The sequence below is a fragment of the Pseudomonas sp. PDM28 genome (assembly GCF_019219115.1).
Taxonomy (GTDB): Bacteria; Pseudomonadota; Gammaproteobacteria; order Pseudomonadales; family Pseudomonadaceae; genus Aquipseudomonas; species Aquipseudomonas laurylsulfatiphila.
Map to the genome: position 1 here is coordinate 421716 of NZ_JAHUWG010000004.1, position 24683 is coordinate 446398.

General features: G+C 61.8%; 21 protein-coding genes and 1 riboswitch. Of the genes, 14 read left to right on the plus strand and 7 right to left on the minus strand.

Going from position 1 to position 24683, the window contains the following annotated elements; translation table 11 throughout:
- The 3 genes from KW841_RS11235 to KW841_RS11245 form a co-directional block, all read right to left on the minus strand.
- Positions 1-813, minus strand: coding sequence for an aldo/keto reductase (locus KW841_RS11235; RefSeq protein WP_007977442.1), 813 nt, complete (start codon positions 811-813; stop codon positions 1-3).
- Positions 810-1985 carry an FAD-binding oxidoreductase gene (locus tag KW841_RS11240; protein ID WP_218475984.1) on the minus strand — a complete coding sequence of 392 codons (1176 nt, stop codon included), beginning with the start codon at positions 1983-1985 and terminating at the stop codon, positions 810-812. Before KW841_RS11240 ends, KW841_RS11235 begins: the two co-directional genes overlap by 4 nt.
- Before the next feature lie 201 nt (positions 1986-2186).
- Positions 2187-2519, minus strand: a complete 333-nt coding sequence (locus KW841_RS11245; RefSeq protein ID WP_218475987.1) for a multidrug efflux SMR transporter — start codon at positions 2517-2519, stop codon at positions 2187-2189.
- 103 nt (positions 2520-2622) lie between these two features.
- On the opposite strand from KW841_RS11245, the gene KW841_RS11250 reads away from it, so the two are divergent.
- Together KW841_RS11250 and waaA are read left to right on the plus strand one after the other, a co-directional pair.
- Complete coding sequence (locus KW841_RS11250; protein ID WP_015093203.1) at positions 2623-3525, plus strand: LysR family transcriptional regulator; 903 nt, start codon at positions 2623-2625, stop codon at positions 3523-3525.
- Positions 3526-3536: 11 nt separating this feature from the next.
- Positions 3537-4814 carry a lipid IV(A) 3-deoxy-D-manno-octulosonic acid transferase gene (gene waaA / locus KW841_RS11255; protein WP_218475990.1) on the plus strand — a complete coding sequence of 426 codons (1278 nt, stop codon included), beginning with the start codon at positions 3537-3539 and terminating at the stop codon, positions 4812-4814.
- 133 nt (positions 4815-4947) lie between these two features.
- On the opposite strand, the gene KW841_RS11260 is transcribed toward waaA, so the two are convergent.
- Complete coding sequence (locus KW841_RS11260; RefSeq protein WP_218475992.1) at positions 4948-6387, minus strand: TolC family outer membrane protein; 1440 nt, start codon at positions 6385-6387, stop codon at positions 4948-4950.
- 205 nt (positions 6388-6592) lie between these two features.
- A riboswitch (TPP riboswitch) is annotated at positions 6593-6698 on the plus strand.
- 150 nt (positions 6699-6848) lie between these two features.
- Between KW841_RS11260 and thiC the strand changes: the two genes are divergently transcribed.
- Together thiC and cytX are read left to right on the plus strand one after the other, a co-directional pair.
- Positions 6849-8738, plus strand: a complete 1890-nt coding sequence (gene thiC / locus KW841_RS11265; RefSeq protein WP_015093206.1) for a phosphomethylpyrimidine synthase ThiC — start codon at positions 6849-6851, stop codon at positions 8736-8738.
- A gap of 167 nt (positions 8739-8905) precedes the next feature.
- On the plus strand, positions 8906-10198 hold the full coding sequence (cytX, locus tag KW841_RS11270) for a putative hydroxymethylpyrimidine transporter CytX (RefSeq protein ID WP_218475994.1): 1293 nt from the start codon (positions 8906-8908) through the stop codon (positions 10196-10198).
- Here cytX and KW841_RS11275 read toward each other — a convergent pair.
- Complete coding sequence (locus KW841_RS11275) at positions 10167-10913, minus strand: RsiV family protein (protein ID WP_104451577.1); 747 nt, start codon at positions 10911-10913, stop codon at positions 10167-10169. The two genes, cytX and KW841_RS11275, sit on opposite strands and share 32 nt — an antisense overlap.
- 224 nt (positions 10914-11137) lie before the next feature.
- Between KW841_RS11275 and KW841_RS11280 the strand changes: the two genes are divergently transcribed.
- The 9 genes from KW841_RS11280 to KW841_RS11320 all read left to right on the plus strand — a co-directional run bounded on the left by KW841_RS11280 (position 11138) and on the right by KW841_RS11320 (position 20567).
- Complete coding sequence (locus tag KW841_RS11280) at positions 11138-11755, plus strand: NUDIX domain-containing protein (protein ID WP_007977460.1); 618 nt, start codon at positions 11138-11140, stop codon at positions 11753-11755.
- Complete coding sequence (locus KW841_RS11285; RefSeq protein ID WP_007977461.1) at positions 11746-12198, plus strand: DUF1249 domain-containing protein; 453 nt, start codon at positions 11746-11748, stop codon at positions 12196-12198. The genes KW841_RS11280 and KW841_RS11285 overlap by 10 nt, the downstream gene beginning before the upstream one ends.
- Positions 12199-12310: 112 nt before the next feature.
- Positions 12311-13126: a 3',5'-cyclic-AMP phosphodiesterase gene (gene cpdA / locus KW841_RS11290; protein ID WP_218475996.1), complete on the plus strand. Its 816-nt coding sequence runs from the start codon at positions 12311-12313 to the stop codon at positions 13124-13126.
- Positions 13127-13329: 203 nt separating this feature from the next.
- Positions 13330-13938, plus strand: coding sequence for a YqiA/YcfP family alpha/beta fold hydrolase (locus tag KW841_RS11295; RefSeq protein ID WP_104451575.1), 609 nt, complete (start codon positions 13330-13332; stop codon positions 13936-13938).
- Positions 13939-13988: 50 nt separating this feature from the next.
- On the plus strand, positions 13989-15893 hold the full coding sequence (gene parE, locus KW841_RS11300) for a DNA topoisomerase IV subunit B (RefSeq protein WP_007977465.1): 1905 nt from the start codon (positions 13989-13991) through the stop codon (positions 15891-15893).
- Positions 15893-16882, plus strand: coding sequence for an esterase-like activity of phytase family protein (locus tag KW841_RS11305; protein WP_218475998.1), 990 nt, complete (start codon positions 15893-15895; stop codon positions 16880-16882). Before parE ends, KW841_RS11305 begins: the two co-directional genes overlap by 1 nt.
- Positions 16879-17403, plus strand: coding sequence for a TIGR02281 family clan AA aspartic protease (locus tag KW841_RS11310; RefSeq protein ID WP_007977469.1), 525 nt, complete (start codon positions 16879-16881; stop codon positions 17401-17403). The genes KW841_RS11305 and KW841_RS11310 overlap by 4 nt, the downstream gene beginning before the upstream one ends.
- Positions 17404-17410: 7 nt before the next feature.
- The gene (gene parC, locus KW841_RS11315) at positions 17411-19678 is read left to right on the plus strand and encodes a DNA topoisomerase IV subunit A (RefSeq protein ID WP_015093214.1); all 2268 of its coding nucleotides are present in this window, start codon (positions 17411-17413) and stop codon (positions 19676-19678) included.
- 175 nt (positions 19679-19853) lie between these two features.
- Entirely contained in the window at positions 19854-20567 is a 714-nt protein-coding gene (locus tag KW841_RS11320; protein ID WP_218476000.1) for a membrane integrity-associated transporter subunit PqiC, read from the plus strand.
- Positions 20568-20823: 256 nt separating this feature from the next.
- Here the strand turns inward: KW841_RS11320 and KW841_RS11325 are convergent, their stop codons facing one another.
- Complete coding sequence (locus tag KW841_RS11325; protein ID WP_218476003.1) at positions 20824-22341, minus strand: AhpA/YtjB family protein; 1518 nt, start codon at positions 22339-22341, stop codon at positions 20824-20826.
- A 135-nt stretch (positions 22342-22476) separates the two neighbouring features.
- On the opposite strand from KW841_RS11325, the gene serB reads away from it, so the two are divergent.
- Positions 22477-23691 (plus strand): phosphoserine phosphatase SerB, encoded by a 1215-nt coding sequence (gene serB / locus KW841_RS11330; protein WP_057395688.1) that lies wholly within the window; start codon positions 22477-22479, stop codon positions 23689-23691.
- A 131-nt stretch (positions 23692-23822) separates the two neighbouring features.
- Here the strand turns inward: serB and asd are convergent, their stop codons facing one another.
- Positions 23823-24683: an archaetidylserine decarboxylase gene (gene asd / locus KW841_RS11335; protein WP_218476005.1), complete on the minus strand. Its 861-nt coding sequence runs from the start codon at positions 24681-24683 to the stop codon at positions 23823-23825.

Genomic DNA, 24683 nt, shown 5'->3' on the forward strand with positions numbered 1-24683 from the left:
TCAGTGGCTACGTAGGACCTGGGCAACGGTCGCGACATTGTGGGCGAGGTGCAGCGGATTGATGGTCCCGACAATAGCACTGGCAACACCCGGATGTTCAAACAGCAACTCGAAACTGGCGCGCACCGGGTCCACGCCCGGACTCAGGCATACGTGACCGCTGGCGAGGGCTTTCTTGACCAGAATGGCTTTGCCGTGTGCAGCAGCATAGTCAATGACGGCCTTCTCGTTTTGTTCGTTCAGATTGTAGGTGACCATCGCGCAGTCGCCTTGCTCCAGCGCCTTCAATCCGCCTTCGACGGTCTTGCCGGAAAACCCGAAGCCGCCAATCTTGCCTTCGGCCTTGAGTTCGGCGAGGGTTTCGTAGACTTCGCAGTCATTGAGGATCGCCAGGTCGTTGCCATCGGAGTGCACCAGCACCAAGTCGATGAAGTCCGTTTCCAGGCGTTGCAGGCTGCGCTCTACCGACATGCGCGTGTGTGCCGCGCTGAAATCGTGACGAGACTGGCCGTCGGCAAATTCTTCACCCACCTTGCTGACAATTACCCAATCCTGACGCTGGCCGCGCAGCAACGGGCCGAGGCGTTCTTCGCTGCGGCCATAGGCCGGGGCCGTGTCGATCAGGTTGATGCCCAGGTCGCGAGCAAGCTTGAGCAGCATGCGCGCTTCATCGTCATCGGGAATCCGGAAGCCGCTGGGGTATTTCACGCCTTGGTCGCGGCCCAGTTTCACTGTGCCCAGGCCCAAGGGTGAAACCAGCAGGCCGCTGCTGCCCAGGGGGCGATGCAAGTCATGCAGGGTCGGTTGGCTCATGGCAACAGTTGCTCCCAGGCCGGTACGCCCATCGGCGGCCTCGGCAGTTCAGGCAGCGCTGCCGGGTGGCCTGGCTGGATGCCGTCGCGGGTCAGGCTGGCGATGACCCGGTCAGCGAAGTCCGGCGCCAGGGCGAGTTTGGTTGGCCAGCCCACCAGCAGCCGGCCTTCTTCTGCGAGAAACGCATTGTCGGGGCGGGTCAGGCCCGATTGCAGGGGTTCGGCGCGATCCACGCGCAGGGTGGCCCACTGCACCGTGCTCAAGTCGATCCACGGCAGCAACTGGCCGAGTTCTTTCTGTGCGGTGGCGATTTGCTCCGCAGGCTCACGGAGCACGCCTTCGCTTTCGGCGATGTCGCCACCCATGTACCAGACCCATTGACCGTCGGCGGCCGGGTGGGTGGTGACGGTAATGCGCGGTTTGGTGCCGCCGCCCAGGCAATGGGCGTACAGCGGTTTGAGGCTCGGCCCCTTGGCGATGATCATGTGCAGCGGTCGACGCTGCATCGCCGGCTCGCTGAGGCCCAATGCTTCGAGCAGTTGCGCCGTGCCTGCACCGGCGCTCAAGACGATGCGCTGGGCGCGGATCTCGCGCTCATCGACGATCAGGCCGACCAGCTTGCCACCCTCCAGCAGCGGTTCGATCTTCTGCCCGGCGAGCAAGCCGTCACCGGCGAGGTCGGCGAGGCGCTGGATCAGGCTCGGCACATCGATCACCAGTTCCGCCAGGCGATAGACCTTGCCCTTGAAGCGCTTGTCCTGCAGCGCGGGCGGCAACTGGTCGCCCTTGACCTGATCGACGCGCCCGCGCACGGCCTTGCTGGCGAAGAAGCTGGTCAGGTTGCCGGCGAGGGTGCCAGGGGACCACAGGTAATGGGCTTCAGAGAGCAGACGTACACCAGACAGGTCCAGCTCGCCGTCACCGGCCAGGGCTTCACGCCAGCGGCGCGGCATATCGGCGATGGCTTCCGAAGCGCCGGTCAGGGCGCCGTGCAATGCGTACTTGGCACCACCGTGGATAATGCCCTGGGACTTCACGGTCTGCCCGCCGCCGAGGCTGGCGCTTTCCACCAGCACGGTCGAAAAACCCTGGCGGCGCAGGCGCGCGTTCAGCCAGAGGCCGGCGACACCAGCGCCGACAATCAGAACGTCGGTGGAAATAACGGATGGCATGCAGCGACCTCTGTGTTCAAGACGAGGGCGCAGTATACAGACTCGAAGATTGGAGGGGCTGACGCCAGTGCTCTCGAGCCAACGAGTAACCCTGTGGGAGCGAGCTTGCTCGCGATAGCGGTGGGTCAGTCAACATTGATGTTGAATTCCATGCCGTCATCGCGAGCAAGCTCGCTCCCACAGGGGGTCGCGTTTCGAGTTCTAATGCCCTGCAGTCTTGGAGAAGAGCTGGATGACCACAACCCCCAGCACAATCAACGCCATCCCCAGCATCGCCGGCACGTCCAGCTTCTGCCCGTAGATAAACAGCGCCGCGACGCTGACCATCACGATCCCCATGCCGGCCCACACGGCATACGCCACACCCACCGGAACGCTGCGCACCACCAGGGTCAGCATCCAGAAAGCAATGCCGTAGCCAACGATGACCAGCACCAGTGGCAGCGGGGTGCTGAGGCCTTTGACGGCTTTCATCGAAACAGTGGCAACCACTTCGGCGCAGATGGCAATGGCCAGGTAGTAGTAAGCGGTCATGGGTCAATCCTCGTGTGAAGTGTTGCTCTCTGAGGTCGGCATTCTAGTGATTTGCCAGATGCGGTAAAGTCATTACCTATCTGTTTTGAAGATGGGTTGAACCATGAGCATGCAATGGAATCTGGAGCAGTTGCGGTTGTTTGTCAGCGTAGCGGAGCAGCGATCGTTTTCTGCCGTGGCGCGGGATCAGCGCAAGGCGCAGTCGGCGGTCAGCAGTGCGATAGCGCTGCTGGAGGATGACCTGGGCGTCAGCCTGTTCGACCGCAGCAGCGGCCGTCAGCCGAAGCTCACTGAAGCCGGTACCGCGTTGCTGGACGAAGCACGGGAAGTGTTGCGTCAGTGTGAGCGACTCAATGGCCGGGCGTTGGCGATGATGCGCGGTCAGGAGGCCCGACTGCGTGTGGCGCAGGATGAGGCGATGCCTTATCAGCCGATCATCGAAAGCTTCGAGGCCCTGGCGGAAAAATTCCCCAGCCTTGAAGTGCAACTGACCAGCGCCGCCCAAGGCGATGTCGCGCGCAAGCTGGTGGAGCGGCGCGCCGATCTGGGGCTGCTGTTCTTTCACGATCAGATTCCCGAGGCGCTTGAGCGTCGCGTGCTGGGCAGCGTGGAAATGGTCACGGTGTGCGGCAAGGATCATCCGTTGGCGGGCAAAGGCACGGTGGACGGCCAGCAATTGGCGCAGCATCGGCAGTTGCTGATGTCCACGGAGTCGAGCATTTATCCGGGCAGTGATCCCGCCAGCCCGCAAGTCTGGCGCGCCGACAGTTTCTATGTGATGGCCGAATGGCTGGTGCGCGGCCTCGGCTGGGCGTGGTTGCCGCGCCACGTGGTGCAATACCCGACCTATCAGAACCAGATGGTCGAACTGGTCAGCGAATGGACCCCGCCGGCCCTGGTGGTGGAGCTGGTTTGGCGTCGGGACGAGCCGCTTGGTCCGGCCGCGCGCTGGCTCGCCGAACGTTTTGCCGTGCACTTGCAGACGATTGGTGAAAAAAGCCGATAAACTCCGCCGCCATGAATAGAACTCTCTACACCGCGCTGTTTTATCTGGGGCTGCCATTGGTAGCGATTCGGCTTTGGCTGCGCGCGCGCAAGGCGCCAGCTTATGCCCGGCGCATCAGTGAACGCTTCTCCTATGGGATGCCGGCGATGAAGCCGGGCGGTATCTGGGTGCATGCCGTGTCGGTGGGCGAAAGCATTGCTGCCGCGCCGATGATCCGCGCCTTGCTGGCGCGTTACCCGAATCTGCCGATCACAGTGACCTGCATGACGCCGACCGGTTCGGAACGCATCCTGGCCCTGTTTGCCAATGAGCCACGCATCCAGCACTGCTATCTGCCGTACGATTTGCCGTGCGCTGCCCGGCGCTTCCTTGATCGGGTCCGGCCAAAACTGGCGGTGATCATGGAAACCGAGCTGTGGCCCAACCATATCCATCAATGTGCCAAACGCGGGATTCCCGTAGCGCTGGCCAATGCACGACTGTCCGAGCGTTCGGCCAGGGGCTATGGCCGCTTCCGTAAATTGACCCAGCCGATGCTGGCCGAGATGAGCCTGTTCGCGGTGCAGACCGAGGCCGAAGCCCAGCGCTTCCGTGATCTGGGTGCGCGACCGGAAACCGTCGAGGTCACCGGTTCGATCAAGTTCGACCTGACCATCGACCCGCAACTGCTCGAGCGCGCCAGCCAGTTGCGCGGGCAATGGCAGGCGCTGGAGCGACCGGTGTGGATCGCGGCCAGTACCCATGACGGCGAAGACGAGGTCGTGCTGGCGGCTCATCGTCAATTGCTGGCCAGTCACCCCGATGCGTTGCTGATTCTGGTACCGCGTCATCCGGAACGCTTCAATTCGGTGTACGGGCTGTGCCAGCAACAAGGGTTTGCCACCGTCCGGCGCTCCAGTGGCGACGCGGTCAGTGCCGATACTTCAGTGTTGCTGGGCGACACCATGGGCGAGTTGCTGTTTCTCTACGCCCTGGCTGACAGTGCTTTCGTCGGCGGCAGCCTGGTGCCGAACGGCGGGCATAACCTGCTGGAGCCGGCGGCCCTGGCCAAACCGGTGCTGAGCGGGCCGCATCTTTTCAACTTCCTCGAAATCGCTGCGCAGTTGCGCAGTGCCGGGGCGTTGCAGGAAGTGGAGGATGCCGAAGGGTTGGCGGTGGCGGTGCAGCGGCTGTTCGAACTGCCCCGTGATGCACAGCGCATGGCAGAGGCCGGGTTGAAGGTGATGCGCGCCAACCAGGGGGCGTTGCAGCGCTTGCTGGACGGGTTGGGGCGGTTGATCGAGCGGTAGACCGCGCTGCCTTCATTCGCGAGCAAGTCGAATCGTCGCACCGCCGCTCCCACATTGGGCTACTGTCGTACACAAAACCTGTGCTCGCAGAAGATCCAATGTGGGAGCGGGCTTGCTCGCGAAGCTTTTGCTTTTACTGCTCCGGTCGCGCTTTCAACTGCTCCGCTGCCGCCTTGGCCAGATCCGGTGGCAGGAAATCCTTGTCCGGGTTGTAGTTGGGATTGAGCCAGCGTGCCAGGTTTTGCAGGTCTCCCGGATTCAACGTGCCAGCCTGTTGCTTCAGGCGCAGGTTGTCGAGGATGTAGTCGTAGCGGGTGTTGTTGTAGTCGCGCACCGAGTTGTAGAGCGAGCGCTGCGCATCCAGCACGTCGACGATGTTTCGCGTCCCCACCTGATAGCCGATTTCAGTCGCTTCCACCGCACTCTGGTTGGAGATGATCGATTGCTTGCGCGCCTGTACCTGCTCGACATCGGTGTTCACCGCGCGGTGCAGGTCGCGGGTGTTTTCCACGATGCTGCGGCGCAAGGATTCGCGTTGCTGCTCGGTCTGGTCCAGTTGTGCATACGACTGACGCACCTGGGAGTTGATCAGGCCGCCGCTGTAGATCGGGATGTTCAGCTGCAGGCCGACGGTGGTTTGATCGACGTCGCCACCGTACGCCTGGGGCAGGTTGTTCGGGTTGCTGAAGCCCAGTGCATCGTTGTCGCCTTTCTCGTACTTGGCGATCGCGTCAACCGTTGGCAAGTGCCCGGACTTGCGTTGCTTGAGGGTTTGCTCGGCGGCGCTGACGGCATAGTTGCTGGCCAGCAGATTGAGGTTCTGCCTGCCCGCGGTTTCGACCCAGGCCTTGGCGTCGTTCGGTACCGGCGGCAGGATTGGCAGGTTATGGCTGATGCCCCAGATCGAGTTGTACTGACGGTTGGTCAGGGTGATCAATGCTTCAAAGGCGTCGTCCACCTGGCGCTGCGCAACGATGCGGTTGGCGCGTGCGGTGTCGTAGCTGGCCTGTGAGTTCAACACGTCGGTCTTGTCCGAGAGGCCGACATCGAAACGCTCGTTGGATTGATCGAGCTGGCGCTTGAACGCCGCTTCTTCGGCCTTGGTCGAGGCCAGGTTGTCCTGGGTGCGCAGGACGTTGAAATAGCTGTCGGCGGTTTGCAGGATCAGGTTCTGCTCGGTCGCCGAGAGTTGCAGGGCGGCCTGTTCATTGACTTCCTTGGCGGCCTGGAACTGGAACCAGCGGTCAGCCCGGAACAGCGGCTGCGCCAAAGTTGCCTGGTAGGAATGAGCATCGCGGTTGGACGTGCCCGAAGGTTGATCGAGCGAGGTCCGCACCTCGGAAACATTCGCACCGCCCGAGAGGTTCGGCAGCAGCCCGGCGCGGGCCTGGGGCACGACTTCCTTCTGCGCGCCGTATTGGGCGATGGCCGCCGCCAGATCGGCGTTGTTGTTGACGGCTTCCTGATAAACGCTGACGAGGTCGTTCTTGTTCGATAAGGGCGCATCTGCTGCCCAGGCCAATCCGTTGGACGCACAAGACACGGCAAGGGCCAGTGAGAGTTTGCGCAGCATAGACGATCCCTAGAATTGATATTACAAAGGTAATTTGAGCGCCAAGGCTAAGGCCCTGCTTCGATAGCGTCAATGCGCGGCTCAGCGTAGCGAGTGTAGTTGCGCATTGGGGGGGCAACAATCCTGATACTGCGTGTTATTACGCCATTCATCATGGTATTTGCCGGGGGGTTGGCGTTCTTTGCCAGTTGTGTCTAGACTGGCCGGGTTCTTGTCGGGGTGCCTTGCTATGAGGCTGAGATCGAATAATTTCGGATCCCGTTGAACCTGATCAGGTTAGCGCCTGCGTAGGGAACAAGATTTCTCGTCACCCGGCGAGTCCTCTTGTGCTTCGTCCGGGAAATTGTTCGACAATCGAACGCTCCCCGTGTGACGACGCACAGCACCAGTCCTGGTGCGTCCGTGCCTTTCAGGTTCTGCTCCGACAATCCACTGCCTGGATGCTGTCTGGAGAGCCCGTGATGACCATAAAAGCAAAAAACGCGATCAACCTCAGTGAGTCGGCCAAGGTCGATGAGCAGTCGGTTCAACCGTTCACCCGTTCGCAAAAAATCTACGTCCAGGGCTCTCGCCCGGACATCCGCGTGCCGATGCGCGAAATCACCCTGGACGTGACGCCGACTGACTTCGGCGGCGAAATCAACGCCCCGGTGACTGTCTACGATACCTCGGGCCCTTACACCGATCCCAACGTGGTGATTGACGTGCGTAAAGGCCTGGGTGACGTGCGTTCGGCGTGGATCGACGACCGTGGTGACACCGAACGCCTGAGTGGCCTGAGCTCGAACTTCGGGCAGGAGCGCCTTGCCGATCCAGAGCTGACCAAACTGCGCTTTGCCCACGTGAACAACCCGCGCCGTGCCAAGGCCGGGGCCAACGTCAGCCAGATGCACTACGCGCGCAAAGGCATCATCACCGCCGAGATGGAATACGTCGCCATCCGCGAAAACATGAAGCTGCAAGAGGCCCGCGCCGCCGGCCTGTTGAAGCAACAGCACGCTGGCCACAGTTTCGGCGCGAGTATCCCGAAAGAAATCACCCCTGAATTCGTCCGCGAGGAAATCGCCCGCGGCCGCGCGATCATTCCGGCCAACATCAACCACACCGAACTGGAACCGATGATCATCGGCCGTAACTTCCTGGTGAAGATCAACGGCAACATCGGCAACAGCGCCCTGGGTTCGTCCATCGAAGAAGAAGTGGCGAAACTGACCTGGGGCATTCGCTGGGGTTCGGACACGGTCATGGACCTGTCCACCGGCAAGCACATCCACGAAACCCGTGAGTGGATCATCCGCAACTCGCCGGTGCCGATCGGTACGGTGCCGATCTACCAGGCGCTGGAGAAGGTCAACGGTGTGGCCGAAGATCTGACCTGGGAGCTGTTCCGCGACACGCTGATCGAGCAGGCCGAGCAGGGCGTCGACTACTTCACCATCCACGCCGGCGTGCTGCTGCGCTACGTACCGATGACCGCCAAGCGCGTGACCGGCATCGTGTCCCGTGGCGGTTCGATCATGGCCAAGTGGTGCCTGGCGCACCACAAAGAGAACTTCCTCTACACCCATTTCGACGAAATCTGCGAAATCATGAAGGCCTACGACGTCAGCTTCTCGCTGGGCGACGGCCTGCGTCCGGGCTCGATTGCCGACGCCAACGACGAAGCGCAGTTCGGCGAGCTGGAAACCCTCGGCGAGCTGACCAAGATTGCCTGGAAACACGACGTGCAGTGCATGATCGAAGGCCCGGGCCACGTGCCGATGCAGTTGATCAAGGAGAACATGGACAAGCAGCTGGAGTGCTGCGATGAGGCGCCGTTCTACACCCTCGGCCCGCTGACCACCGACATCGCGCCGGGCTACGACCACATCACCTCGGGCATCGGTGCGGCAATGATCGGCTGGTTCGGTTGCGCCATGCTCTGCTACGTGACGCCGAAGGAGCACCTGGGGCTGCCGAACAAGGATGACGTGAAGACCGGGATCATCACCTACAAGATCGCCGCGCACGCCGCCGATCTGGCGAAGGGGCACCCGGGCGCACAGATCCGCGACAATGCCTTGAGCAAGGCGCGTTTCGAGTTCCGCTGGGAAGACCAGTTCAACCTGGGCCTCGATCCGGACACCGCGCGTTCGTATCACGACGAAACCCTGCCGAAGGATTCGGCCAAGGTCGCGCACTTCTGCTCGATGTGCGGGCCGAAGTTCTGCTCGATGAAAATCACCCAGGAAGTCCGCGAGTATGCGGCCAACCAACGGATCGAAGCGGTCGACGTGGACGTCGCCCAAGGCATGGCCGAACAGGCCGAGCGCTTCAAGCAGGAAGGCAGTCAGCTGTACAAGAAGGTTTGATCTGACCTGGGATTGACGGTGCCTTTGGTGCCGTCTTCGCGAGCAAGCCCGCTCCCACATTTGACCTGTGTACGCAGGACCAATGTGGGAGCGGGCTTGCTCGCGAAAGCGCCAGTTCAGACACCGAAACTCCCAAAAACAAAATGTGTCCCTCTGAGATAACACCCTTGAGCATTCAACCCAGCACTTACTCCCCCGACATCGCGGTGCCAACCGACAAACGTGTGTTCGGCGGTCGCGATCTGTTTTCCCTGTGGTTCTCCCTCGGCATCGGCCTGATGGTGTTGCAGACCGGCGCATTGCTCGCGCCGGGACTGGGCCTGTCCGGTTCGTTGCTGGCGATTTTCCTCGGCACCCTGGTCGGCGTTCTGCTGCTGGCGGCGGTCGGGGTGATTGGCAGTGACACCGGCCTGTCGTCGATGGCCGCCCTCAAGCTCAGCCTCGGTACCAAGGGGGCGAGCCTGCCAGCGGTGCTGAACCTGCTGCAACTGATCGGTTGGGGTTCGTTCGAAATCATTGTCATGCGCGATGCCGCCAGCCTGTTGGGCGCGAAAGCCTTCAGCGAAGGCAGCCTGCTGTCGAATCCGCTGCTCTGGACCCTGTTCTTCGGCGCCCTGGCGACCCTGTTGGCGGTCAGTGGCCCGCTGACTTTCGTCCGGCAGATCCTGCGCAAGTGGGGTATCTGGCTGCTGCTGGCCGCGTGCATCTGGCTGACCTGGAACCTGTTCGCCAAGGCTGACCTGGCTGCATTGTGGGCCCAGGCCGGTGACGGTTCGATGCCGTTTGCCGTGGGTTTCGACATCGCCATTGCCATGCCGCTTTCCTGGCTGCCGCTGATCGCCGACTACTCGCGGTTCGGCAAGCGGGCGAAAAACGTCTTCGGTGGCACCTCCATCGGTTTCTTCATCGGTAACTTCTGGCTGATGAGCCTGGGCGTGGCCTACACCCTGGCATTCGCGCCGAGCGGTGAAGTCAATGCCTTGCTGCTGGCGCTGGCCGGGGCCGGCCTGGGGATTCCGCTGCTGCTGATTCTTCTGGATGAATCGGAAAACGCCTTTGCCGATATTCACTCGGCGGCGGTGTCCAGCGGGATTCTGTTGCGTGCCAAAGTCGAGCATCTGGCCCTGGCCATCGGCGTTATCTGCATGCTGATTGCCCTGCTGGCGCCATTGGCCCAGTACCAGAACTTCCTGCTGCTGATTGGTTCGGTGTTTGCGCCATTGTTCGGCGTGGTACTGGTGGACCACTTCATCCTGCGCAAGCGCAGTGGCCAGGTGGCTTCAGCCGCTTTGCGCTGGCCGGCGCTGCTGGCCTGGCTGGGTGGGATCAGCACTTACCATCTGCTCGCCAACCTGTATCCGGACGTGGGTGCAACCCTGCCGGCGCTGGTCCTGGCAGGGTTGCTGCAGCTGGTGCTGGGCCGGGCCTTCAGTTACGGCCGGGAAACAGCTCGGGCTTGATGATGCCGTTCAGGCGAGGGTAGGGGATCTTCAGTTCGACATGGCCCAGCGCGTAAGGCGCAATGGTGCTGGTTTCGTACTTGAGGATCACCCCGCCGTAGGTCAGCGCCACGTTCTGGGTTTTCTGGAACGGCCAGCTCTTCACGAACTCCGGTTCCTGATCGAGCTTGGTGCTGATCAGCCAGCTGTTGTGCGCCACTTGCGCGGCTTTCCAGAACGCGTCTTCCTGCCCCGGCACCAACATGTCAGACAACGTCAGCACTTTATGCTGCTGGCGCGAGTAGTTGATGAAACCCCGCCCCGGCGTGCCATGGGCGCCGCCGGTGTCCAGGTAGCTGGACAATTCGATGATCACCAAGCCGTCATGCTGCTCACGTACCTTCGCCTGCAGATAGCTGCTGTTGCGCGGGCCGGCGGTGCGCAGGAATTCTTCGCGATAGGCTGCCAGGGTCGGGGCGACCGGCGCGTCGGGCGAGGTGCGGGTCATTTGCAGCAGGCGTTTTTCGATGATGCCGTCCAGGGCAGGCTCGTCCGGAAAGTGCAGGGTGTCGATGTTGACCAGCGGGCACTCCGGGTTGCTGCAACCGGGCTTGAGTTGCTCGGAAGCGTCGCGGGTGGTTTCCAGCGGCGTCCGGTAGTTGGGCTGGAACAGGCTCGCGCAAGCGCCCAGGGTCAAGGCGATGGCGGCCACGGAGGCGATTTTGAAAAGCGACATGGGCGTCCTTTCTGAAACAGGGGAAGGCAAAAAGTTACCGGCTTCGACTCTCAACAAAGCAATCAGTTCGCCACTAAGCTAATTAGAGAGGGTTTCGCCTTCACCGTCCATCCCGCTGACGGGAAAGGGGCTGCATCAAACATCGCGGGCGCGTTAGGATGGCGCGAAGTCGAGGCCCAGGAAGATAGGAGCCTCGTTCAGGATTCGCAGTCACGAGGATTGTCATGACGGATTTTGCCAACGCCATTCCGACCGCCGTTGATATCGTGCGGCGCGAAAAATGCTACGAGGGTTTCTACAAGCTCGAACGCGTGCACTTGCGCCACGAATTGTTCGCCGGTGGCATGAGCCGTGAGATCAATCGTGAAGTGTTCGTTCGCCATGATGCGGTCTGCATGTTGCCTTACGATCCGCAGCGCGATGAAGTGGTGCTGATCGAGCAGTTTCGCGTCGGCGCCATGGGCAAGGCCGACAACCCGTGGCTGATCGAACTGGTCGCTGGTCTGATCGACAAGGATGAAGTGCCGGAAGCAGTTGCTCACCGCGAAGCGCAGGAGGAAGCTGGGCTGGAAATCGGGGCGCTCTGGCCGATGCTCAAATATTTTCCATCGCCGGGCGGCAGTAACGAATTCGTGCATTTGTACCTGGGGCGTTGTGACACTACCGGGGTTGGCGGCCTGCATGGGCTGGAGGAAGAGGCAGAAGACATCCGCGTCACGGTCTGGGCTTTCGAAGATGCCCTGCAAGCCGTGCGCGACGGGCGTATTGCCAACGCGGCGAGCATCATTGCCTTGCAATGGCTGGCTTTGAACCGCGTTGAAGTGAGGGGGTTATGGTCGTAAACAAGCTGCGCGATCGCTATCGGGTAGACCTGGTGGGGCTGCAAGCGTCCTGCGAGGCGAACTACGCGCGCCTGATGCGACTGCTGCCGGACATGCGCAGCGAGCCTGCCGCGCGGCGCATCGCCGTGACCCATGGCGACCAGATGCTCGGCGTGCTGGCCCTGGAGGTATTGCTGACCTGTCCTTACACCACGACTCTGCAAGTGCGCCAGGAACACAGCCTGCCATGGCTGCCGGTGCCGCAACTGGAAGTGCAGGTCTATCACGACGCGCGCATGGCCGAAGTGGTCAGCGCCGAACATGCACGACGCTTTCGCGGCATCTATCCTTACCCGAACGCCTCGATGCACCAGCCGGACGAAAAAGCCCAGCTGAACATGTTTCTGGGCGAATGGCTGAGCCATTGCCTGGCGCTGGGGCATGAGTACGAAGTCGTACGTTAACCGTGAAGCGCAGTTGTGAACTGCGTCAGGTTCACGGATTTCCCCTTTCGATCGTCCCCCAGCATAATTGCGGCACTTACCCATCCCCGTGATCACGCCCTGGGAGAACGCCTTGCCGAGCGTATCCACATTGACCACCGCCGATCCGGCGTTGCTGGTGCAACTCTCCGACAGCCATCTGTTTGCCGAAGCGGACGCTGCGTTGCTGGGCATGAACACCCGTGACAGCCTGCAAAAGGTCATCGAACTGGTGCGCGCGCAACAGCCGCAGATCGATTTGATCCTGGCCACGGGTGATCTGTCCCAGGACGGGACGCTGGCGTCCTATCGGCAATTTCGCGAGATGACGCGCCAGCTCGATGCACCGGCGCGCTGGATCCCCGGCAACCACGATGAGCCGCAGGTCATGGCCGAGGCCGCGGTGCAGAGCGCTTTGCTCGAGCCGGTGGTGGATATCGGCAACTGGCGGGTCACGATGCTCGATTCGGCGGTGCCGGGCTCGGTGCCGGGATATTTGCAGGATGAACAGTTGCAGTTGCTCGCCCGCTCGTTGAGCGAAGCACCGGAACGCCATCATCTGGTGTGCTTCCACCATCACCCGGTGTCCATCGGTTGTGCCTGGATGGAACCGATTGGCTTGCGCAATCCCGAGGCGCTGTTCGCCGTGCTGGACCGTTTCGAACAGGTGCGCGCGGTGTTGTGGGGGCATGTGCACCAGGAAATCGATCAGAGGCGCAACGGCGTGCGATTGATTGCCTCGCCCTCGACCTGCATCCAGTTCGAGCCTGGCAGCGAGGATTTCAAGGTCGGGGAACAGGCGCCGGGGTATCGCTGGTTGCGCCTGCTGCCCGATGGGGGGCTGGAAACCGGGGTAGAGCGGGTCACCGGGTTCGATTTCACCGTGGATTACGGTTCCAACGGCTACTGATTTTTCATTTTTCTGGAAAACCGGGGCGCGGCCTTCGCGAGCAAGCCCGCTCCCACACGGGATTGGCGTCGGTCACAAGTCCCCTGTGGGAGCGGGCTTGCTCGCGAAGGCGTCTACACAGACGCCTTGAATTTCGCGGATATCCCCGATTCCCCAGAGTCCCTGTAAACTCCGACTCTTTAGCCGACGCACAGGGAACTCAAATGTCCGGTTCGATCCTATATATCCACGGCTTCAACAGCTCGCCGTTGTCGAAGAAGGCCTGCCAGTTGGTCGAGGTGATGGAACGTCTGGGCCTGAGCGAACACTTGCGCGTTCCGGCATTGCACCACCACCCGCGCCAGGCTATCGAGCAACTGGAGCAGGCGATCGCCGAACTGGGACGGCCACTGCTGGTCGGCAGCTCCCTCGGCGGCTACTATGCCACTCACCTGGCCGAGCGCCATGGCTTGAAAGCCCTGTTGATCAACCCTGCCGTCAGCCCGCACCGGATGTTCGACGGCTATCTGGGGACGCAGAAAAACCTGTATACCGAGGAGGCCTGGGAATTGACCCACGACCACGTGACGGCCCTGGCCGAGCTGGAAGTGCCGGCACCCCGGGATCCGCAGCGTTATCAGGTATGGTTGCAGACAGCTGACGAAACGTTGGACTATCGTCTCGCCCAGCAGTATTACCGGGCATGCGCCTTGCGTATCCAGGCCGGTGGCGACCACAGTTTCCAGGGTTTTGCCACGCGACTGCCGGCCATGTTGAGTTTTGCCGGCATCGGCGCCGATTTGTATCAGGCAATCGATTTCAGCGCATTGTGAGCGATAGCCCCATGAATTCTTTTTTCACCGAACACTGACGACGAGACCCCATGGCCACTCCCAGCGCTAGCTCTTATAACGCCGACGCCATCGAAGTCCTCTCGGGCCTCGACCCGGTGCGCAAACGCCCCGGCATGTACACCGACACCAGTCGGCCGAACCACCTTGCCCAGGAAGTCATCGACAACAGTGTCGACGAAGCCCTGGCCGGGCATGCCTCATCGGTACAGGTGATCCTGCATGCCGACCATTCCCTGGAAGTCAGCGATGACGGCCGTGGCATGCCGGTGGACATTCACCCCGAGGAAGGCGTTTCGGGCGTCGAGTTGATCCTCACCAAGCTTCATGCTGGTGGCAAGTTTTCCAACAAGAACTACCAGTTCTCCGGCGGTTTGCACGGGGTGGGTATTTCCGTGGTCAACGCCTTGTCCACCGAAGTGCGGGTACGGGTCAAGCGTGACGGCAACGAGTACCAGATGACCTTCAAGGATGGCTACAAGGCCACCGAGCTGGAGATCGTCGGCACTGTCGGCAAACGCAACACCGGCACCAGTGTGTTCTTCGCACCGGATCCGAAATACTTCGACTCTCCCAAGTTTTCCATCAGCCGCCTCAAGCACGTGCTCAAGGCCAAGGCCGTGTTGTGCCCGGGGCTGCTGGTCAGTTTTGAAGACAAAGCCACCGGCGAGAAAGTCGAATGGCATTACGAAGACGGCCTGCGTTCCTATCTGGTGGATGCGGTCAGCGAGTTCGAGCGCCTGCCGGACGAGCCGTTCTGCGGCAGCCTGGCCGGTAATAAGGAAGCGGTGGATTGGGCGCTGCTGTGGCTGCCCGAAGGTGGCGACGCGGTACAGGAAAGCTACGTCAACCTGATCCCAACCGCCCAGGGCGGTACCCACGTCAACGGCTTGCGCCAAGGCCTGCTCGACGCCATGCGCGAGTTCTGCGAATTCCGCAGCCTGTTGCCGCGCGGCGTGAAGCTGGCGCCGGAAGACGTCTGGGAACGTATCGCCTTCGTACTGTCGATGAAGATGCAGGAGCCGCAATTCTCCGGCCAGACCAAGGAACGCCTGTCGTCCCGTGAAGCGGCGGCGTTCGTCTCCGGTGTGGTCAAGGATGCGTTCAGCCTGTGGCTCAACGCTCACCCGGAAACCGGCATGCTGCTGGCGGAACTGGCGATCAATAACGCCGGCCGTCGCCTCAAGGCCAGCAAGAAGGTCGAGCGTAAACGCATTACCCAGGGCCCGGCGCTGCCGGGCAAGCTGGCCGACTGCGCCGGGCAGGACCCGATGCGTTCCGAGCTGTTCCTGGTGGAAGGTGATTCCGCCGGCGGCTCGGCCAAGCAGGCGCGGGACAAAGAGTTCCAGGCGATCCTGCCGTTGCGCGGCAAGATCCTCAACACCTGGGAAGTCGACGGCAGCGAAGTGCTGGCCAGCCAGGAAGTGCACAACATCGCCGTGGCGATCGGTGTCGATCCGGGTGCGGCCGACATGAGCCAGCTACGCTACGGCAAGATCTGCATCCTCGCCGACGCCGACTCCGACGGTCTGCACATCGCGACTTTGCTGTGCGCCTTGTTCGTCCAGCACTTCCGCCCGCTGGTGGATGCCGGTCACGTCTACGTGGCCATGCCGCCGCTGTACCGCATCGACCTGGGCAAGGAAATCTACTACGCCCTGGATGAAGCCGAACGCGACGGCATCCTCGATCGTCTGGTGGCCGAGAAGAAACGCGGCAAACCGCAGGTCACCCGATTCAAAGGGTTGGGTGAAATGAACCCGCCGCAGCTTCGCGAGACCACCATGGACCCGAACACTCGGCGTCTGGTGCAGTTGACCCTGGAAGATTTCGAGGCGACCTCGGAAATGATGGACATGCTGCTGGCGAAGAAACGCGCCGGTGACCGCAAGACCTGGCTGGAGTCCAAGGGCAACCTGGCCGAGGTGCTGGGCTGATGCGTCTGGGCTTTGCCCTGGCCTGTGCGTTGCTGCTGACGTCGATTACGGTATCTGCCGAGCCGGCGCCACAGCTGCGCCTGTTGTCCGGGCATGTCGTCGACAGCATGCGCGGCGGCAACCTGTCCGGGCTGGCGCAGTGCGGCAAGGACCTTTGGGCAGTTTCCGACCGCGACGATGACCAGATCTATCGCCTCGATACCAGCGGACCTGCCTGGCAGGCCGAAGCGGTGCACATTGACGTGCCGCCGGTACCTGACAGCGGCTTGCCCTGGGGGTTGAAGTCTAGTGTCTGGGGGGCTTCGTTCGTGCGTGGCGGCGATCTGGACTTCGAGGGCATCTCCTGCGACAGCGCCGGCAATCGCTACATCGTCAGCGAAGGCCATGCCGCTGTCTTGCAAGTGCCGCCAACGGGGCCTGCTACCTGGCTGAAAATTTCGCCGATGATGGTTCGCGAGGCGCGGGCCAGAGGTCTGTTGCTGCAATTCAATGCGCTGTTCGAAGGGCTGGCGGTCAATCCGGCGGGCGATCAGATGTGGCTCGCCGCCGAGCGTCAAGGTCGCGGGCTGCTGATGGTCAAGCGCAAACAGACGTTGTGGGATTGCGACGGTGGCTGCGTGCTGCTGAGCGAGGCGGGCATGGAAATGCAACCCGAGCAGTTTCCCCACGCCAAAGCTGTCTCGCAGGATTTCTCTGACCTGTCGCTGTTCAACGGCAAGCTGTTCACCCTTGAACGCAACGCCTATCAGATTTGTCGCCGGGATCCGCAGACGGCCAAGGTCGAGCGCTGCTGGTCCTACGCCGCGGAGTTGTTGCAGGAAAACCGTCGTTACCCACAGAACTACGGGCTGGAAGAAGCGTTGATCGTGGATGCCGATGGCGCCTGGATTGGCGTTGACAACAATTTTGGCGCCCGTGTCGATGGCGAAGTGCGTCCGGTGGTCTGGCGTTTCGCTGCGCCGGAAGGTGGCTGGAGTGCCAAGCCATGAGCCGACAAACGCCGGGGCAGCGCATCGGCCGGGTGTTCATGGTGCTGGCCTGGTGCGCAGCGCTGTTTCTGGCCACGCGGTTTTTCGGCCAGTGGGAAGCACGGCAGCAAAACCCGAACGTGGTGGTCAGCTCGGAGCAGGGCGAAGGTTTCATCGAGGTGAAACTGGTCAGCAATGTGCAGGGGCATTTCGTTGCCAGCGGTCAGATCAACGGCCAGCCGGTGGACTTCATGCTCGATACCGGGGCGACCGATGTGTCGATTCCGGCGGACCTGGCCAAGCGTTTGAAGCTCGAAGAAGGATTCGGCGTGACCCTGAGTACGGCCAATGGCTTGAGCCAGGGCTATCGCACCCGTATTGAACGCCTGCAACTGGGCGACATCGTGCTGCGGGATGTGCGCGCACTGGTGGCCCCGGGGCTGCACGGCGATCAGGTGTTGCTCGGCATGAGCGCACTGAACAAACTTGAATTTACCCAGCGCGGTGGCACCATGCTGCTGCGCCAGACAACGAACCGATGAGGCCCGCATGAGCGACTCCCTTGATCTCAGCCTGGACGGTGTAGAACGCCGGTCATTGGCTGACTTCACCGAAAATGCCTACCTCAACTACTCCATGTACGTGATCATGGACCGTGCCCTGCCGCATATCGGCGACGGTCTGAAACCGGTACAGCGGCGTATCGTCTACGCCATGAGCGAGCTGGGGCTGGACGCCGATTCCAAGCACAAGAAATCGGCGCGTACCGTCGGTGACGTGCTCGGTAAATTCCACCCCCACGGCGACTCGGCCTGCTACGAAGCCATGGTCCTGATGGCCCAGCCGTTCAGCTATCGCTACACGCTGGTCGACGGCCAGGGCAACTGGGGTGCGCCGGATGATCCCAAGTCCTTCGCCGCCATGCGTTACACCGAAGCGCGGCTGTCGCGTTATTCCGAAGTGCTGCTCAGCGAGCTGGGCCAGGGCACGGCGGACTGGGGGCCGAACTTCGACGGCACGCTGGACGAGCCGCTGGTCCTGCCGGCGCGTTTGCCGAACATCCTGCTCAACGGCACCACCGGCATCGCCGTGGGCATGGCCACCGACGTGCCGCCGCACAACCTGCGCGAAGTCGCCACGGCGTGCGTGCGTTTGCTCGATGAGCCCAAGGCCACGGTCGAACAGCTCTGTGAACACATCCAGGGCCCGGACTACCCGACCGAAGCGGAAATCATCACCCCGCGCGCCGACCTGCTGAAAATCTACGAAACCGGTCGCGGTTCGGTGCGCATGCGTGCCGTGTATCACATCGAAGACGGCGACATCATCGTCACCGCGTTGCCACATCAGGTCTCGGGCGCCAAGGTGCTGGAACAGATCGCTGCGATGATGCAGGCCAAGCCGTCCAAGGCGCCGCAAATCGCCGACTTGCGCGACGAATCCGACCATGAAAACCCGTGCCGGATCGTGATCATTCCGGGGGCGCGCAAGAACTTCGACCACGATGCCTTGATGCAACACTTGTTCGCCAGTACCGAGCTGGAGTCGAGCTACCGGGTCAACATCAACATCATCGGCCTGGACGGCAAGCCGCAGCTGAAAAACCTGCGCGCGTTGCTGGTCGAATGGCTGGAGTTCCGGGTGCAGACCGTGCGTCGTCGCCTGCAATTCCGCCTCGACAAGGTCGAGCGTCGCCTGCACCTGTTGGACGGTTTGCTGATTGCCTACCTCAACCTGGATGAAGTGATCCACATCATCCGTACCGAGGAACAGCCGCGGGCCAAACTGATTGAACGCTTCGCCCTGAGCGAGATCCAGGCCGACTACATCCTCGACACCCGTTTGCGTCAGTTGGCGCGACTGGAAGAGATGAAGCTGCGTGCCGAGCAGGATGAATTGCTCAAGGAACAAGCCAAGCTGCAAGCCCTGCTGAGCAGCGAAGCCAAGCTGAAAAAGCTGGTGCGCACCGAGCTGATCAAGGACGCCGAAACCTACGGCGACGACCGTCGTTCGCCGATTGTCGAGCGCGCCGAGGCCAAGGCCCTGACCGAGCACGATCTGCTGCCGAACGAGAAAGTGACGGTCGTACTGTCGGAAAAAGGTTGGATTCGCTCCGCCAAAGGCCACGAGATCGATGCCACCGGGCTTTCCTACAAGGCCGGGGACGGTTTCAAGGCGCTGGCCGCCGGGCGCTCCAACCAGTTTGCCGTGTTTATCGACTCCACCGGCCGCAGTTATTCGGTGGCTGCCCACACCTTGCCGTCGGCCCGTGGCCAGGGCGAACCGCTGACCGGACGCCTGACGCCGCCGCCGGGAGCGAGTTTCGAATGCGTGCTGATGCCCGAAGATGACGCGTTGTACGTGATTGCCTCCGACGCCGGCTACGGTTTCGTGGTCAAGGGCGAGGACCTGCAAGCCAAGAACAAGGCGGGCAAGGCCCTGTTGAGCCTGCCGAACAACGCCAAGGTCATGCTGCCGCGCCCTGTGGCCGATCGTGAGCAGAACTGGCTGGCGTCGGTGACGACCGAAGGTCGCCTGTTGATCTTCAAGATCAGCGACCTGCCACAATTAGGGAAAGGCAAAGGCAACAAGATCATCGGGATTCCCGGTGAGCGAGTGGCCAGTCGCGAAGAGTATGTGACGGACATCGCCGTATTGCCGGACGGTGCAACATTGGTGTTGCAGGCCGGGAAACGTACCTTGTCACTGAAAGCGGACGACCTCGAACACTACAAAGGTGAACGTGGCCGTCGTGGCAACAAGTTGCCGCGTGGCTTCCAGCGGGTAGATGCGCTGCTCGTCGAAAACCTCAATTAGGCGACATAGAAGCACCGAACTACGAATTAACCCGTAGTTCGGCGCTTTGCGCTGGAGTCGGAACGCATATTCACGGATGATATGGCCTTTCAAGCGCCGGCACTGCCGCGCGTTATTCATATTTATTGAGTATTTTCACTGTGATCAGCCTTTTATTGATCACCTGGATGGGACGATGACTGCTCTGCGCCTTCCTTTTATTCTTATGCTCGCCGGCATTCTTGGCCTGGCGGGTTGCAGCGTTCACCAACCGGTGTCGCTGTATCAGCTGGACGCTGGAAACCCGGTTCAGCCTGCACAGAACGCGGGCATGGCGGTATTGTTGGGCCCGGTCACCGTGGCCGACTACCTGCAGCGCGAAACCCTGTTGCAGCGCCAGCCGGATGGCAGCTTGCAAGCAGCGACCGACGGTCGTTGGGCCGGTAGCCTTTCGTCGGATATCGATCAGTTGCTGCTGCGTCAGGTCGCAGGTCACCTGGACAGCCAGCGCGTAGTGCTGGCCCCGGCAACATTGGGCTTCACCCCGGACGTTCAGGTGCTGCTGACCATCACGCGCCTGGATTCGGGTGCAAAGCAACCGGCGATCCTCGATGCGCAATGGCGCCTGATCGACCGTCGCGGACAGGTCCGCGACAACCGCATCATCCATTTGCAGGAACAGCATGCCGGTAGTACGGCGGCTCAGGTCCAGGCGCAGGGCGTGTTGCTGCAACGCCTGGCAGAGCAATTGTCGGTGGCGCTCAAGCCGCTGGCCAATCAGCCACCGATCGCCGAAGCCCCGCGTAAAGCGCCAGCGAAGGCGGCTGCACCTGCAGTAGAGCGGGAAAAGCAGCCGAAGATCCCGATGGCTGCGCCTATTCGTACGGATATGGAAGTGTTCCGCTTCTAAGCTTCGACTCAAGCTGTTCCCCCAATAAAGGCCGCCTTGTGCGGGCTTTATTGTTTCTGCCGGCTGGGGATATCTGGCGTCAGTTCCGGCCTCTTCGCTGGCAAGCCAGCTCCCACAGTGTCCGTGTCGTACACCTGATTTGTGTACGACACGGACACTGTGGGAGCGGGCTTGCCCGCGAAGGCGTCAGGACAGGCAACAAAAAGCCCGCAGACGATCACTCATCTGCGGGCTTCATTGTGGCCGGGCCTAAGGTTTACGCCCGACGTTCGTGCATCCGCGCCAGTTGCCGTTCAAGCATCGATGGATACGGCTCCATCAACCGCTCCACACAGCATGCACCTTCGGGGCTGGCAATCGGGCGGATCCGTGCGCGCTGACGGATTAGGGCGTCGTCGCTGATCTTGCGCTCCACCAGCAGCAGGTTACGGCTGTGCTGCGACAGGGCCAGGGCGTCCTGGGCAGGGTCGGTCAGCAACAGGTCGATCTGGCTCAGGCCGAACAGTTCGTCGCCCAAGGTCAGGCCCAGCTGCAATTGCAGGGTGATGCCGCTGTCCGCGACTTCGATCTGCAACTGGTGGCCAAGGGCTCGCAGCAGCTCGCCACAGCAAATGGCGTTGGTCAGGTAATCGTCGCCGCTGTCTTCGGTGTGAAACAGCATCAGCGTGCTGCCATCGTTCAAGGTCTCCACTTCGCCTTGATACAGCGATGCGGCCTGGTCGAGGCAATCGCGATAGCGCTCCAGCAGTTCTTCAAGGCGCGCCCGCGGCAAGCGTCGCAGTTGCTCCTGGGAGCCCAGTTGCACCGCCAGTACCGCGCTGTGTTGCGGCACGCTCGGCGTGGCCTTGCGAATCACCGGTTGCGGGGAGCTGTCCAGCGACTCGTCGCGCAGGTCGGCGAACGGGTCCTCGTCATCGTCGTCTTCGACGGTGCTGACGATCTGCCGTGGCGCTGGCTTGAGCACCGCTACCGGGCGGCTCTCGTCGAAACTCGGATCGCGCAGGTTGCGGACTTCGAAGGCCGGGTCAGCCTCGTCATCGACGTCGTCGAATTCCGGCTCCGGTTCCGGCACAGGGGCAGGCTCCGGGGCGAAGTTGGCGTGCAGCTGGCGCGCCAGGTCGCCGATTTCGTCCTGGCGGTCGGTGGCCGGGGTGTATTCATCGATATTGCGCAGCCACACCCGCAATTGCAGCAGGGGTGTTGAGAGATAACGCCCCATGCGCAGGCTCAGGGCCAGGGACAGGGCCAGCAGGATGGCGCTGAGGATGCCCATGCTTTGCAGGCTGATGGTCATCGGCTGCTGGAACTGGTCCATGTCAAGGCTGATACGCAATTGCCCGGCGGTCACGTCCTGGAAGGTGATCTTGCTCTGGTACATGCCTTCGGCCTCGCCCAGCAGGCCATGCTTGGGACGCTGGCCGGATTCGGCAAGGATGCGGTTGTCCGGGCTGTAGATGGCGGCGTGGGCCACCAGCTTGTTCTTGGTCAGGTTGTTGAGCAGCACATTGAGGCTGAGGATGTCGTTGGACACCAACAGCTCCGTGGCCGAAGTGGCCGTCTGCGTCGTCAGGCTTTCGCCCAGCGCATCCGCCTGCTCGTGCATGGCCTGCTTGAACTGCAGGCCCATCACACCGGCATAGATGACCAGGGCCAGGGCGACCAGGATCACGTTATGGCTGGCGATGCGCAATGCAATCGGTACACGGCGGTGGCGCAGTGCCCGGAAGATCAGCAGGAAGAAGTTATCGGTTTTTACTGGCGTGGGCCGGTTCACTTGAGCTCGGCTCTTTTGTCCGTGAAGTTGACGCGCAGTATAGCGACAGGCCCTAGACCGTCAAAGCGCTCACGGTGCCCGATGGTCACTGAAAGTGGGTAGAATGCGGTTTTTTTCCACCTGCGGGGGTGCGCCTTGCGCGAAATCGTCCTGATAAACATCACGGGAGTCGACCGTCCGGGTCTGACTGCGGCCATTACCGGCGTTCTGGCCCAGGGTGGTGTGAACATTCTCGACATCGGTCAGGCGGTGATCCACGACACCTTGTCGTTCGGCATCCTGGTTGAAATTCCCGACACCGAGCAAGGCAAGTCCGTGCTCAAGGACATCCTGTTCAAGGGCTACGAGCTCGATCAACAGGTGCGTTTCACGCCGGTGTCCGAGCAGGATTACCAGCAGTGGGTCGGCAACCAGGGCAAAAAGCGCCACATCGTGACCCTGTTGACCCGCAAGGTGACAGCCGGGCAGTTGCAGGCCGTGAGTTCGATCACCGCCAAATATGGCCTGAACATTGACCACATCGATCGTCTGTCCGGGCGCATGCCACTGGACACCCCGGCCGACAAGGGCAAGGGTTGCATCGAGTTTTCCGTGCGTGGCGAGGCGGCTGATCCGCAGGCGCTGCGGGCCGAATTCCTCAGCGTCGCCCAGGAACTGAACGTCGACATCGCCTTCCAGGAAGATTCGCTGTTCCGTCGCAATCGTCGCCTGGCGGTGTTCGACATGGACTCGACCCTGATCGAAGCCGAAGTGATCGACGAACTGGCCAAGGCGGCTGGCGTGGGTGACAAGGTTTCGGAAATCACTGAGCGGGCGATGGCCGGCGAGCTGGATTTTCGCGCCAGCTTCAAGGAACGCCTGGCCTTGCTCAAAGGTCTGGACGTCAATGTGCTGGACTCCATCGGTGCCTCGTTGCGCCTGACCGAAGGCGCGGAAACCCTCTTCGCCGAACTCAAGCGCCTGGGCTACAAGACTGCGATCCTGTCGGGCGGCTTCACCTACTTCGCCAAGCAATTGCAGGCCAAGCTGGGTATCGACTATGTGTTTGCCAACGAACTGGAAGTGGTCGACGGCAAAGTCACCGGCGTGGCGGTCGAGCCGATTGTCGATGCTCAGCGCAAGGCGGATTTGCTGAAGGAACTGGCACACAAGGAAGGCTTGCGCCTGGAGCAGACCATTGCGGTCGGCGACGGTGCCAATGACTTGCCGATGCTGGCGATTGCCGGGTTGGGCGTGGCGTTCCGCGCCAAGCCGCTGGTCAAGCAGTCAGCCAAACAGGCGATTTCGACGCTGGGGCTGGATGGCGTGCTGTACCTGCTGGGCTTCCGCGATCGCGACGGCCAGCTGTAACACCGCAAAACACCTGTAGGAGCGAGCCTGCTCGCGATGAACCTGAGAGCGACGCGGGCATTCAGAATGCCCGCGTCATCGTTAACGTCCATCGCGAGCAGGCTCGCTCCTACAGTGAATGGCGGTGTCTATCAGGCTTTTGGTGCGCCCATGCCCTGACCCATCTGCACCGCTGTACCCGCCGTCATTTCCTCAGCCCACTTCACCTGATCCGGCCCGAACAGCACGACGGCGGTCGAACCCAGCTTGAAGCGACCCAGTTCCGCACCTTTTTCCAGGTGGATCGGTGCGCGAGCGGCTTCGTCGTAGCGGAAGGTTTTCAGCTCGCGTTTCGGCGGCGTGACCAGGCCGGCCCAAACGGTTTCAATCGAAGCCACGATCATCGCACCCACCAGCACCACGGCCATCGGCCCGCGCTCAGTGTCGAAAATGCACGCCACGCGCTCGTTGCGGGCGAACAGTTCCGGAACGTTTTCAGCGGTGGTCTGGTTGACCGAGAACAGGCGACCCGGGATGTAGACCATCTCGCGCAGGGTGCCGGCCAGCGGCATGTGCACGCGGTGGTAGTCTTTCGGCGACAGGTAGATGGTCGCGAAGTCACCGCCCATGAACGGCGCAGCATTCGCCGCATCGCCACCCAACAGTTCCAGCACGCTGAAGCTGTGGCCCTTGGCCTGGAAAATACGACCGTGCTCGATCGGGCCGAGCTGGCTGATCGCGCCGTCGGCCGGGCTGAGGATCGCGCCCGGAGTCTCGTCCAGCGGGCGGGCGCCGTCTTTCAGTGCGCGGGTGAAGAACGCGTTGAAGTGCTCGTAGGCAGTCAGGTCTTCGACCAGCGCCTGGGACATGTCCACCTGATAGCGCTTGGCGAACCAGGCGGTAAAGGCATTCTTGAACCAGCGCACGCGGCATTCGGCGATGCAGCCGGCCAATCGCGAGAGCAAGTTGTGGGGCAGCAGGTACTGGCCGAGGAGAAACAGACGCTTGTTCAT